General features: G+C 35.1%; 13 protein-coding genes. 6 read left to right on the forward strand and 7 right to left on the reverse strand.

Annotation, left to right across the window (positions count from 1 at the left end; all coding sequences use genetic code 11):
• Window positions 1-517 precede the first annotated feature (517 nt).
• Window positions 518-1414 carry a helix-turn-helix domain-containing protein gene (locus BAQ48_RS11585; protein WP_071711192.1) on the forward strand — a complete coding sequence of 299 codons (897 nt, stop codon included), beginning with the start codon at window positions 518-520 and terminating at the stop codon, window positions 1412-1414.
• Between the two features lie 38 nt (window positions 1415-1452).
• On the opposite strand, the gene yhaM is transcribed toward BAQ48_RS11585, so the two are convergent.
• Genes yhaM through BAQ48_RS11600 form a run of 3 tightly spaced genes read right to left on the reverse strand, consistent with a single transcriptional unit; the run spans window position 1453 to window position 6601 of the window.
• Window positions 1453-2397: a 3'-5' exoribonuclease YhaM gene (gene yhaM / locus BAQ48_RS11590; RefSeq protein WP_071711193.1), complete on the reverse strand. Its 945-nt coding sequence runs from the start codon at window positions 2395-2397 to the stop codon at window positions 1453-1455.
• A gap of 41 nt (window positions 2398-2438) precedes the next feature.
• Window positions 2439-5363 (reverse strand): ATP-binding protein, encoded by a 2925-nt coding sequence (locus tag BAQ48_RS11595; RefSeq protein ID WP_071711194.1) that lies wholly within the window; start codon window positions 5361-5363, stop codon window positions 2439-2441.
• The gene (locus BAQ48_RS11600) at window positions 5360-6601 is read right to left on the reverse strand and encodes a metallophosphoesterase family protein (protein ID WP_071711195.1); all 1242 of its coding nucleotides are present in this window, start codon (window positions 6599-6601) and stop codon (window positions 5360-5362) included. Before BAQ48_RS11600 ends, BAQ48_RS11595 begins: the two co-directional genes overlap by 4 nt.
• A 208-nt stretch (window positions 6602-6809) precedes the next feature.
• Here BAQ48_RS11600 and BAQ48_RS11605 point away from each other — a divergent pair, with 208 nt between their 5' ends.
• Window positions 6810-6995 (forward strand): YhzD family protein, encoded by a 186-nt coding sequence (locus tag BAQ48_RS11605; protein WP_000539550.1) that lies wholly within the window; start codon window positions 6810-6812, stop codon window positions 6993-6995.
• Window positions 6996-7022: 27 nt separating this feature from the next.
• Here BAQ48_RS11605 and BAQ48_RS11610 read toward each other — a convergent pair whose 3' ends face one another.
• Window positions 7023-7385, reverse strand: a complete 363-nt coding sequence (locus BAQ48_RS11610) for a hypothetical protein (RefSeq protein ID WP_071711196.1) — start codon at window positions 7383-7385, stop codon at window positions 7023-7025.
• A 154-nt stretch (window positions 7386-7539) separates the two neighbouring features.
• On the opposite strand from BAQ48_RS11610, the gene BAQ48_RS11615 reads away from it, so the two are divergent.
• Window positions 7540-7680: a YflJ family protein gene (locus BAQ48_RS11615; RefSeq protein ID WP_000273535.1), complete on the forward strand. Its 141-nt coding sequence runs from the start codon at window positions 7540-7542 to the stop codon at window positions 7678-7680.
• A gap of 131 nt (window positions 7681-7811) precedes the next feature.
• Here the strand turns inward: BAQ48_RS11615 and BAQ48_RS11620 are convergent, their stop codons facing one another.
• Together BAQ48_RS11620 and BAQ48_RS11625 are read right to left on the reverse strand one after the other, a co-directional pair.
• The gene (locus BAQ48_RS11620) at window positions 7812-9089 is read right to left on the reverse strand and encodes a hypothetical protein (RefSeq protein WP_071711197.1); all 1278 of its coding nucleotides are present in this window, start codon (window positions 9087-9089) and stop codon (window positions 7812-7814) included.
• A gap of 224 nt (window positions 9090-9313) precedes the next feature.
• Window positions 9314-9508: a hypothetical protein gene (locus tag BAQ48_RS11625; RefSeq protein ID WP_071711198.1), complete on the reverse strand. Its 195-nt coding sequence runs from the start codon at window positions 9506-9508 to the stop codon at window positions 9314-9316.
• A 150-nt stretch (window positions 9509-9658) separates the two neighbouring features.
• On the opposite strand from BAQ48_RS11625, the gene BAQ48_RS11630 reads away from it, so the two are divergent.
• A complete protein-coding gene (locus BAQ48_RS11630; RefSeq protein ID WP_071711199.1) occupies window positions 9659-10651 on the forward strand; it encodes a zinc-dependent alcohol dehydrogenase family protein in 993 nt (330 codons plus the stop codon).
• 325 nt (window positions 10652-10976) lie between these two features.
• Here BAQ48_RS11630 and BAQ48_RS11635 read toward each other — a convergent pair whose 3' ends face one another.
• Window positions 10977-11288: a YbjQ family protein gene (locus BAQ48_RS11635; protein ID WP_000637510.1), complete on the reverse strand. Its 312-nt coding sequence runs from the start codon at window positions 11286-11288 to the stop codon at window positions 10977-10979.
• Between the two features lie 202 nt (window positions 11289-11490).
• Here BAQ48_RS11635 and BAQ48_RS11640 point away from each other — a divergent pair, with 202 nt between their 5' ends.
• On the forward strand, window positions 11491-11949 hold the full coding sequence (locus BAQ48_RS11640) for an ACT domain-containing protein (protein WP_071711200.1): 459 nt from the start codon (window positions 11491-11493) through the stop codon (window positions 11947-11949).
• A gap of 243 nt (window positions 11950-12192) precedes the next feature.
• Window positions 12193-12432, forward strand: coding sequence for a DUF2798 domain-containing protein (locus BAQ48_RS11645; RefSeq protein ID WP_071711201.1), 240 nt, complete (start codon window positions 12193-12195; stop codon window positions 12430-12432).
• The last annotated feature ends 110 nt before the right edge of the window (window positions 12433-12542 follow it).

Below are 12542 nucleotides of genomic sequence, written 5' to 3' on the forward strand. Positions count from 1 at the left end.
CACCTAACTTCTTTGCTTTCGCTGAATTTTGAGGTGGAGGTCTTACTGCCCATTAAAGCGGGATAAACAAAAAGAATCCTACCTGTTATGGAAGGATTCTTTTATTATGTAACTACTGTAAAATTTTTTCAGCTTCGATCACTTATTCAACTTCCCCTATAACCTGTAGCACCAATCATTTCAATTTTTTTTAATCCCATTGCATATGTTTGTACCAGGCTTTGTTGATGTGTGTAGACTTCACAGATGATGAAGTTTTAGACTTATCCCTTAGTGTACCAACATTATTAGAACATCCTACAATATTTAAAAGGAATGTAGCCAATAAACACGATATTATTAATTTCTTCAAATAACCACTTCTAACTTTTTTCAGTAACATTTTATTTATAACATAGGTGCATTCAAAATTATTCATATCAAAATAATTAATAATTGCAACCATACTAATTTTACATTACATTAAAGGTTAGAAATTATTCTTATACTCATAAAGTGTTACATATTAGGAGGCAACATGGAGTTTTATAATTTGGGTATCACTATTAAAGAACTTAGAATAAAAAAAAATATATCACAATCCGAGTTATGTCATGGAATATGTTCACAAAGTCAAATTAGTAAAATAGAAAAAGGTATTATTTATCCATCTAGCATATTATTATATCAATTATCTGAAAAGCTTGGTATTGATCCGAATTATATATTTGCACTAACTCAAAATAAGAAATTAAAATACGTAGAAAATGTAAAATATGTAATGAGAGATTGCACAAAACAAAAACAATATAAAGAACTTTATGAAATAGTGGAACAAGAAAAAAACGAGAATAATTTCCAATCAAAAGAAGATAAACAATTTCTCATATGGCATGAAGCAATTGCTAGATTTCATGTAAATAAATCAACAAAAACTGCTTTAAAACTTTTAAACAATGCCTTAAAACTAACTGTAACTAATTCTGATTTTTTATCTGAAAGAGAAATAGATATGATGCAGACAATGGCTATATTTCATTGGGACAACAAAGAATACGAAAAAAGCATTACTATCTTAAAAAAATGTTTAACTCATTTTAATAAGCTAGATTTTCCTAAAGATAAAGAAATTAAATTAAAAATCATTTTTAATTTAGCAAAAATTTTAGGCCATGAACATCAACATGAAGAGGCAATAAAATACCATGAGATGGGCATCAAATTTGCTATTAATCTAAATACTTTCTACATGTTGGGTGAACTATACTATGGGAAAGCTTGGAATTTATTGAAACTTAAACATTCCAACGAAGAAGATATTGCTAATAACATGGAAAAGGCGTTATTTATATTTGAACTAACAGAAAACGAAGGCAAGTTAAAAATAATTAAAGAACAATATTTTGAAAAGCGAAATGTAAAAAAGCCCCACTAAGCTTACTAACACTTAATGAGGCCACTTTATTCACACTATTAATTATGGAACGACGGTTTATAGAACGAACGATTATCAAGCGCAAAGACACGTTCTGTGTATTCGCCTGGTTTTGTGCGTCCTAATGCGCGGTCCATCATGTTCATTTTTGCATCTAAGTTGTCGATGTAGTGCAGAATTTCTGCTTCTTTTACTAAAGGTGGTTTTGGGCTACCCCACTCTGCTTTTCCGTGGTGAGACAGAACGATGTGTTGAAGAATTAATACTTCTTCTGCATCGATTTGTAGTTCCTCTGCCGCTTTCCCAATTTCGTTCACCATGATCGAAATGTGGCCAAGTAAATTTCCTTCTAACGTATACGTTGTAGAAATTGGGCCAGATAGTTCGAATACTTTACCAAGGTCGTGTAAAATCACGCCTGCATATAGTAAGTCTTTATCTAACGATGGGTATAGAGTTGCAATTGCTTTCGCTAAATCTAACATCGACACTACGTGATAAGCTAGTCCAGATACGAACTCGTGATGATTTTTCGTCGCTGCTGGATATTCTAAAAACTCGTTTTGATGCTTATTTAATAAATGTCTTGTTAGACGTTGAATGTTCGGATTTCTCATTTCAAATATGTATTGCGTAATCTTTTCAACCATATCTTCTTTTTTCACTGGTGCTTTTTCTACGAAGTCCGAGATGTCTGTTACTTCATTTTCATTCGCAACACGGATTTGTTTCACGCGTAATTGAATACGTCCTTTGTAGTTTAGAATATCTCCAGCTACTTTAACGATTGTTTCTGCTACATATTGTTTCTCAACTTCTGGTGATACATCCCATAGCTTCGCTTCAATATCTCCACTTGGATCTTGTAAGATTACTGTTAAAAACGGCTTTCCATTACTTGCAAGACCTTTCGTCGCTGTTTTAATTAACAAGAAAACATCGACTTGTTCACCAACTTCATATTCTGCAATTTTCTTTTTCATTCGAATTCCTCCACCAAATCAGTTACTTTTAGTATAGCACACTACAACTCATTTTCTTTACGCTTACGCGTTAATTTTATAATCTGTTTTTCTGTAAAATACGCGAGTAAATGTGCATGACATGTAAAGAAGATGACTTGTCTATCTTTCGCAATTTCTTTTATGAGTTCAATCGTTCGATTCGTCCTTACCGCATCAAAGTGTACGAAACTATCGTCAATAATAAATGGATAATCATGCTCAAATGTTTTCGCGAGTGCAAATCTCAGCGATAAATATAACTGCTCTGCTGTCGCTTGGCTTAGTTCATGACTGTAAAAACGCATGCCGTCGTTACGTTCCACAATGAACGGTTCTGCCTCTGACGGTGAAAAGATTTTACTATATCGTCCGCCCGTTAAATAAACGAAATACTCTTCTGATTTTTGTAAAATACGCGGCAAATGTACTTCGTGATAATATTGCTTCGTTTTCGTTAACACTGTCTTTGCGGCCGCATAAGCAGCCCACTTCTTCACTTGTTCACGCACTTGCGCTTTTTTCATTTCCCATTCGTGCAGTAAATCACCGTACGTACTGCCTTCTTCTAAATTCGCAATTTCCATACGATGTTTCGCAATACGCTCTGTCAGTTCTTTCTCCCCTGTAAGACAGTTTTGTACGATTGTCATTTCTCGCTTTAATTTTTCTTCATAACCGTCAGCCTCATAATGTTCAGCTAATGATAAACTCGTTAAACGTTGTTCTAACAGATCAATTTGCGGTAATAAACGCCCTACTTGTTTCTCAGCATCTTCACGTTTTTCTGCCAGTTTACCTGCTTCTAAAAACATTTCTTCATCTGTAGCCTCTGCAATATGCCATAAACTATCTCGTTCTACTAACAGTTGTTTCAATTGGTCTTGCATGAACTCATATTCTTCTTGCCATTCCGCTAGCTTCTCTTTCAGCTGCTTACAAGTTTGGCGCTTCTCTTTCTCAATTTGCATACGACTTTGCGCCTCATGCAGTTTACTATACTCCGCGCTACCGATAACAGTTTCTAGTTTATGTTCAAATTGCGAAATCATTTCATATAATGAAGATTTTCGCGCGCCTTTCTTCTCTAATTCACGATATAATTGCTGCATTTTTTCAATACGCTCAAACGCCGGCAATATGTGCGCATACGTATAAAAATCTGGGAACATATAGCGCGTTTTATATGCATCTACTTGTTCGCTGATGCGGAACGTCTCTCTCTCCCATTCCTCATACGATGAAACGACTTTATCATAAGCACGTTCCATTTGCTGTAACTTATACGACTCACGCTCAAATAGCTTACGAATTTCTTCATCCTTTTCTAACTGATAGCGCACAGACATCGCTTCTTCACTTTGTCTCCCGCCAGCACTTTGCTCAAGAGTAAGGAGTTCTTCTTGTAATCCACTGGCCGGATCTTTATATAAAACGAGCGCAAGGACAATCCCTACAAAAACAATGACACTAATAAACAAAAGCGGGCGGTTATCAATAAATAAACTCGTGAATAAAACAAGCGTGTTAATAAGAAGTAACAGAAGACAAACTCTTTGCCACTGCTTTTTCTTTTGCATAGCCGCTCCTGCTTTTTCCTCATACTTACGCTTTATTCTCTCGGCGCCCATACCGATAAACGCCGCATCTTGGAACGACTTCTCTTTCTCACCTAACGTATTTCGCTCTTCATCCGCTAACATTTGTTTCTGAATCTGTCTTATATTTTCTTCTTGTTCTTCTAATTGCTCTTGCGCTACTTTGAAATGATCATCAAGCTGTGCTTTTTGCGTTTCTAACTCGCGCGCCTTTTGCACCGTTTGCGTCATTAACTCTTTCGTCGCCAAACTCATATCAAACGAAAGAACCGTTTCCTTTTCAAAAGTAGCACCAATTTGCTGCTCTAGCTCTGCAATTTCTTCTTTTATATTCGCAACATTCCCGCTCATATCACGCATTTCTTGGCGTGCATTTTCATAAGACATATGCTGCATACGAAGTTCTTCTACGTAACTTTCTTTTCGTAAAAACTCTTCATCTATTTCTGTGGAATCAATTTCTGATTGCACTGTTTCAATCTTTTTTTGAAGCGAATCAACTTGCAACTGAAGCGGCTCCATCTTCGCCTTAATCGCTTCATAACGCGCCGTCCCGTTTACAGGAAACTGCCCATTTTCGTTTTCTAACACTTTCTCATGCGCACGCTTTTCAATAACGAGCGGTTCAAGCGCTCCTAATATTTCATAGTCTTGCTTTCGCTTTTCAGCTAACTCTTTTTCTGCACGAACAGAAGCAAGTTTCTCTTCACTTTCTTTTAACTGCTCGACCTGTTTTTCATACGTGCCAATTTTCCCTTGCCACTCTTTCATCTTCTCTTCCAGCTTCTTCATCTCTTGCAGTGACACGTTAATTTCTGGCTTACGACCACTCGGCTTAAAGCGCTGATCCATTTCTTTCTCTAGCGTTTTATCGAGTTGCAATAACGCATCACTTCCGACTGCGCTTGCAGAAAATAAATAATTACCGATATCTGCTTCTCCGAGCTGATGAATATTTTGCAGGCCATGCATATCAAATGAAAAGACAGAGTCAAATAAGCTTTCATTCATGCCGCTTAATATATCGTGTAAAATATCTTCGCCGCCCGTTTTCCCGTCTTCAAAATAAACGGTTACCTCGCCAGCTGCTGTTTTCGGCAATCGTTCAATTTTCAAACGGCCGTACTTCTCTGTTTGTACAGTGACCGCACCGCCATACTTCCCGCCTTCTTTCGGCTCATAACGGCGCTGTCCTCTCGTCGGAAAACCGAACAAAATACTTTTCATAAACGAGCGAATTGTCGATTTCCCCGCTTCATTTTCACCGTATAAAACAGTCAGCAATGAAAGATCCATTTCCACATTTTCTAATTTTCCGTACCCATAAATATGGAGTTTTTCCATTCTCATTTCTTATCCCTCTCTTGCTGGAATAATTGCTCTAAAATAATATTTTCCGCTTCCTTTTGAATCTCTTTCTTCTCTTCTTCTGTAAAAGATTCAATACTATTACGTGCTATAGGAGATATCCAAATGGTGCGCAATACTCCGTCCATATTTGTAAAAGCTTCTAACTCCTTCAGCACACTACCGACGAAATGATTTTCTTCTTTCAAACGCTCGATTTCCGCAAACGAAACCGTCTCATTTTTCCACTTCATCGCATATACGAAATCTTTTCGCTCTTCGCCAGCTGCTAAAATATGAAAAATTTCTTCCACGCGCTTTTCATCACGCAAATAAGGAGAAAGTGGGCCCTGTCCTGTAAATACGGCAGTTAAAAGTGTCCCTTCCTCTTCTCTTCGGCATTCATTCATCGCTGTTGACACTGCCGTCATAAGATCATCAACTGTTTCCAGTCCATCGATACTCACTTCAATCTCATCCCATACAACATCTGCCGTATGGAAAAATGAACATTGTGATCCTTGTTTCGTAAGTTCAATAAGGTACGCGCCCTTCTCGCCTGTTTCCTTACGATGACGCCCTTGTATATTACCTGGATAAATAATATACGGCTCTTCTGATAAAATTTCACGTTTATGTATATGGCCAAGAGCCCAATAATCAAACTGCTTTTCTTTCAGCTCACGAATTTGAAACGGTGCATAGCGATTATGCTCTGCATCTCCTTCCACACTTCCGTGAAGCATGCCAATATGAAAAGGCGCATCACTCATTTTCGTATACTGCGCTGTCATATTATCCGTTACCGCTTGCTGCAAATAACTAAACCCGTAAATAGAAGCTACCAACTCACCATTTTTATAAAACGATTTCTCTTCTACATAAGGCTCCGTAAACACATGAACATTTTCCGGAAACTCAATTGCAGCCCAACTTCCCCCTAAATGGTCGTGGTTACCGTGAATAATAAAAACAGGGATATCGTACTGCGAAAGTCTCTTCATTTGCTCACGCACAAACACTTGCGCACGCAAACTTCTCGTCTCCGCATCATACAAATCCCCGGCTAGTAATACGAAATCAACGCGCTCTTGAATCGCTTTATCAACAATACGCTCAAATGATTCAAACGTACTTTGCTTCATTCTTTCCCAAACAGACTGCGCAACATTCATCTCCATCCCTTTAAACGGACTATCCAAATGCAAATCAGCCGCATGTATAAACTTTACTTGTTTCACAAATAACGATCCTTTCTGTATTTCAAAAGTTTCATTTTATCAAGATTAAAATAGTTGAAAACTAATAATCATCGGGAATAAAAATATTCCCGATGATTAAAGTTTCACCTTATTGTAACACGCAATGTCATATATTTCTTTGCATATTCTAGTGATTTATGCCAAAATAGTTATAAGATTCTGATTTTTATTATTGGAGGTAATTTTAATGGGAGTATACGTTCTAACAGTCTTTGAAAAAGATGGTTCTAAAGCATTAGACGAATCATTCGAGGCGGCAACTGAAAAAGAAGCGAAAGCAAAAGGTGAATCTATTTTACAAGAAAAAGGATTGCACGAAAAAACACATCGCTGCACATCTTCTGCAGGTAAGCTCGTTTTATTCCAGCGCTAAAAAAAAGAAGCGTCATCCGCTTCTTTTTCACTCTACTATATCTTCTTCACACCACGTAAACGCCACATCTAGAATGCGATTACCGATACGTACGCGTTTATTCCATTTTCCTGTTTGGATCTGATGTTGCAATTCCGCTTTCATCTTTTCCGTCCAGTCGTGAATTGTTTCACCGCCTTCGTACGGATATACGCCTGGAAACTCTTTCTGCAGTAGATGCAAGCTCTCTGCATCAAAATGAAAATGGAAGAAGTAGTTTGCTGTAAGCGATGGTTCTTGCAATTGTAAAAAATGATCATCAATTTGCTTTCTATTTCTATAGAAAGTAAAGATATTCACTTTACCGCTCGTAATTTGGTCAATTTGAATTTCGTGCTTCTCTATAATCACGTCTTGTCCACCTCGTTGTATACTACCTTTAGTATATATGTCTTTTGCAACAAAGTTAACCATTTTCGCGCGAAATTCATTTCCTTCATTATATTACCTGTACCTCCAAGTACAATCAGAACAAACAAAAACAAAGTTGAAGGGGAGCGATTACATGTATTTCGGAAGCAAAGGTTGGTATGTAAAAGAACTTAAAAAATTAGGTATTCGTACTTATGAAGGTAAAAAACTAGAATCGTATCGTACGCATATTTTATCTAGTTTACTTGAGAGAATGAAGAAAGCTTCGGCTTAATAGGTAAACAATTCATTTTCGTTATTACAACATAATTAAAGCTATATTTTATATAGTATGTGAAAGAAGCTGTATCATTTTTTGATACAGCTTCTTTTTATTCATACAAAATGCTCCTTCTTTTCACGATTCTAATTCTGCTTATCTTGCTTATCAAGCGGCTTAATATGATAATTAACGGGCTTTATAACCTCTAAATCCCACCGTCGATTAGATATATATAAAGTTGAATTATTTTCTATATAATAATTCCCAACCAAATTATTTTCTTTTCCTGACTGATTTACATAAATAATTTCAATTTGCCTTTCATAATCTTGGTTTATCATTCTTATTGATTGTCCGCACAATAAAGAAAGTCTAGGTAATGATACAAAAACTCCTAATAATATAATTCCCATTCCTAACTTCACTCCATTATTAGCCTTGTTAGCAAGGGCACTGTAACATTTAGAAATTGCCATATACAAAATCGACTTATTCCCAGCAGGATTGTCCTTAATTTCTTCCTGTTTTTCTTCTATTTCTTCTTCAACTTTTTCACCAACACCAGATTCAACTTTTTCTTCAATCTTTTTTTGTACGTGTTTAACCATTTTCAAAATAGCAAAATGTAAAATTGATACTATCACAATGAAAATCTCTTTTTTAGAGAGAAATAATATATTGTTTCCCTCTAACCACAACGATAATAGCATAGAAATTATAATAGAAAACGGTAAACAGCCTATAAAATTAAACCATTTCTTACTATGATAATGACGAAATATTAGTAATGTAATGAAAAGGCATGGAATAAATAATACGGTAGTAAATTCCAGATAGACACTTTCTTCTAATACTTTCATAATACTTAATACTTTTCCAATAAAGGCTAGCAGCAAAAACTGAAACACAGTCGCACTTATCATAAGAACCGGATGTTTTTCTGCTATATTAATAGCATATAAAAATCCTATTATAGATCCTATTGTAAAAATCATAAATATCCAGATTAAAGAAAAACTTATTATACTAGTAAATGTAATTTCATTAGCAAAAAATGTTGTTATAGACAAGTTTAATAAGAAAATTATTAAAGCTGATAAAATAAAAACGGCTCCCTTTTTTCCCTTATTTTTAATAATTAAGGGAATTGATGATGAAATTATATAATAAATACAAATAAAAAATATAGAAGTAATTGTTAGAGTTTGTATACTAAAAGGTAGTAAATTCGAGATAATATTAAAATTCGAGATTTGAAAAATTTCATTACCACTAAAATAATATCCATACAAAAAGCTATATATGATGAGAAATCCTAAAGATGATATAAGAGTGAAACTGAAAAATAAAAATCTTATATCAAAAAATATGCTTTGAGCATGTTCAAATTTCTTCTCAAAAAAAGAATTAATAAAACTCACCTTTACACATCCTTTATAAAATAACTTTCATGCCATATTTCAACAACACGCTTCTAATGATTAATATATTTGACTAAAAACATTAAATTAACAATCCGTATATAATTATAATTTATCGGTTAATTTTTTCCAACTATGAATATAATTTACATTATAAAACGTACTCAAAAAATCTCCTATGAAATAAACCTATAAAAATTATTTCACAAGAGATTTTTTACACATTATTTACCTTCTTCATATAACTCTACTAATCGTCTCCCACCAGCAGTACGCGTCCCAATCATCTTACGTAGTTCCTGCGCGTCTTTTGGTCTCTTAGTAATTAAGCGTGTTTCGTTTTCTATCACTGTAAAATCTGATTTTATTTGCACCATATCAATAACTACCACTTCGCCATCTTCCTTTTTGTTCAACATAACCTCATCCTCCCCTTTTACGAAATGATTCGATATATACCATATACTCCGTCACTTCATATTGCCCTTCCTATTTCATTTCCAATAAACTAACCCCTCAAACCAAAAATGCTATAATAAATCCAATCAAACTAAGGGGGAACATCTATCTTGCACGGAAAACACATTCAATTTCATGAGTTTGGCAACCCAAAAGATGTATTGCAAGTTGAATATAAAAATATAGAATCATTAAAAGATAATGAAGTTCTCGTTCGTATGCGAGTTAGACCGATTAATCCATCTGACTTAATTCCGATTACCGGAGCGTATGCACATAGAATCCCATTACCTAACATACCTGGTTATGAAGGTGTTGGTATTGTAGAAGATGTAGGTGCGGGCGTTTCTAGAGACTTTATCGGTACATGCGTTTTACCTTTACGCGGGGAAGGTACTTGGCAAGAATTCGTTACAACATCGGCTGATTTTGTCGTCCCTATTCCTGATTCCATTGATGATTTCACGGCGGCACAAATGTACATTAATCCGCTTACGGCGTGGGTTACGTGTACAGAAACACTACACTTAAAACAGGGTAGCGTTTTATTAGTGAATGCTTGCGGATCCGCTATTGGTCACCTTTTTGCACAGTTATCACAAATTTTGAATTTCCGACTCATTGCAGTGACAAGAAATAGTAAACATACAGAGGAATTACTTCAGCTTGGCGCTCATTACGTAATCGATACGTCTACTGCTCCGCTTCACGAAACAGTTATGAAGTTAACAAATGGGACCGGGGCCGATGCTGCGATTGATTCTATTGGAGGGTCTGACGGAAATAAATTAGCATTTTGTGTACGTCCAAACGGGCACTTTTTAACGATCGGTCTTCTATCAGGCGTACAAGTAAACTGGGCAGAGATTGTCACGAAAGCAAAGGTGCACGCTAACATATTTCATTTACGACATTGGAATAAAGATGTGTCACCATATAAATGGCAAGAAACGTTTCGTCACTTAATTCGCTTAGTAGAAAATAAACAATTACGTTTTATGAAAGTACATTCTACATACGACCTAGCAGATGTAAAAACGGCGGTTGATATTGTGCAGTCTGCTGAAAAAACAAAAGGGAAAGTGTTTTTGACTAGTTTTTAAATACAATTGAAAGATTTGTTTTTATTTTTTATCAAAAAGTTCGAATTACTATTAAACATATATAAAGATTGCTATATTCCTTACTTTTCCCGATAAAAACGTTATATACTACATTTGAAATAAGAAAGCACATCTGCTTATTATCAACAATTCCCATGCCATATCTTTTATTGAACGCTAGGAGCAATCCTAGCCTTTTTTATTCGATTTATAAATCTTTCATTTTCTTAAAGAATAAGGCACATTCCTTTTACTTCTACAACTTGAAAATAAAAAATCCCCTCAAAGCATAAGCTTCAAGGGGTGAGCCTGTTTTTTTATTTACTTATATACGTACAGCTGTACCACTTACAGCAACCATTAACATTCCATCACGAACTACTTCGTAATCTACGTCAATACCAACGATAGCGTTCGCACCTTTTTGTTTTGCAAGTTCTTTCATTTCATCCATTGCGATATCACGAGCTTCTTTAAGTTTGCTTTCATAAGAACCAGCACGACCACCGACAACATCGCGAACTGAAGCGAATAAATCGCGGACAATATTTGCACCCATAATAGCTTCACCATTTACAATATCGATATACTCAATAATCTCTTTACCTTGAATTCCAGACGTTGTTGTTACAATCATGACTGACACGCTCCTAATAAATTGTAGTTTTGATTAGCTTTCTTATGTCTTTATTATGACATGGAAAAAGTATCTAATCTATTGAATTACCTTACATGAATGTGACAATTTTGTAAGAGTAATATATTATTTTCACCATTTTCTTACAATAACTGCACAAATTGACAGAAAATTGTTATAATTGATGATAAGGAGGGATAACATGAAAAAAATCACTTATATATGCGCAATAACCGCTCTATCTTTCACCTTAATTGGTTGTACAAGCACCTCGGCTACAGATAAACCTTCACAAGCTAAGCAAGAACATACACAAACCATTCAATTAAACTCAGCAAATATTACAGACATTGAAATATTTAGAACAGGTAAAAATGAGACTTCCAAATCTCAAACAGACAATGAAGAAATGATAAAATCTATCGTTTCAGCAGTTCAAAATGGCACCCCTAAAACAATCACATTAGATCAAAAAAAGAGAGCATCTGCTCATTCTACTATAACCATTACATATAAAGATGACTCAAAAGAAGAGTTTCTTGCGTGGGTTGATAATAAGGAGCAAATTACGATTGCTAAAGATGAGAAGAAAGATAAAGTTAAAGGTGTGACAGTACAAATTAAAGACCTTAAAATGATGAAAGATTTTTTCAAAATGTAAAAAGGATCTCCTTTAAGGGGATCCTTTCTCTCTTCATACAGCCTATCGAATTCTGCTCCTTATCATCCAAAGCAGAAATATTAATTATATATTATGAAGACGTTTATTTACTCTGTAGTTATATAACAATTGTTGATATTGCAGAAAAGTACAACAAGCTGGACAACCTAGATTTCAAACTGTAAGATTAGATGTTGGTAAAATTAAATACAGCAAAGCATATATAGAAAATAGGTGTTAATTTTGAAAATCAATAAAAAATTTGAACCAGTGATTTTTAATATCTTTATGATTTTAGGTATATCTAGTATTATCTCTTTCGTCATGGTTTCAATGAATGTTGGGTATACAGCTTTATTTCTCAAATCATGGATAAAAACATGGGCAATTGCTTTCGTGCTTGCATTTTTAGCTTCTAAATTACTACCCTTTGTAGTGAAAAGGATAATGAAAGTATTCACATTTGTTGAGAAAGATGCGTGAACTACCCACCACTTAGTATCTCTTACGAGCCTACCCCGAGTGGGGGCTTCTCGGTTCATCGCTACTTTTGATAGCTAACGAATTTGTCCTATGACAGCCGAGCTAACTCC

Origin of the sequence: Bacillus luti (assembly GCF_001884105.1) — a bacterium.
GTDB lineage: Bacteria > Bacillota > Bacilli > Bacillales > Bacillaceae_G > Bacillus_A > Bacillus_A luti.

Coding starts and splice junctions, on each gene's coding strand:
- BAQ48_RS11585 (WP_071711192.1), top strand. CDS start 518: ATGGAGTTTTATAATTTGGGTATCACTATTAAAGAACTTAGAATAAAA.
- yhaM (WP_071711193.1), bottom strand. CDS start 2,397: ATGAAAAAGAAAATTGCAGAATATGAAGTTGGTGAACAAGTCGATGTT.
- BAQ48_RS11595 (WP_071711194.1), bottom strand. CDS start 5,363: ATGAGAATGGAAAAACTCCATATTTATGGGTACGGAAAATTAGAAAAT.
- BAQ48_RS11605 (WP_000539550.1), top strand. CDS start 6,810: ATGGGAGTATACGTTCTAACAGTCTTTGAAAAAGATGGTTCTAAAGCA.
- BAQ48_RS11615 (WP_000273535.1), top strand. CDS start 7,540: ATGTATTTCGGAAGCAAAGGTTGGTATGTAAAAGAACTTAAAAAATTA.
- BAQ48_RS11625 (WP_071711198.1), bottom strand. CDS start 9,508: ATGTTGAACAAAAAGGAAGATGGCGAAGTGGTAGTTATTGATATGGTG.
- BAQ48_RS11635 (WP_000637510.1), bottom strand. CDS start 11,288: ATGATTGTAACAACAACGTCTGGAATTCAAGGTAAAGAGATTATTGAG.
- BAQ48_RS11640 (WP_071711200.1), top strand. CDS start 11,491: ATGAAAAAAATCACTTATATATGCGCAATAACCGCTCTATCTTTCACC.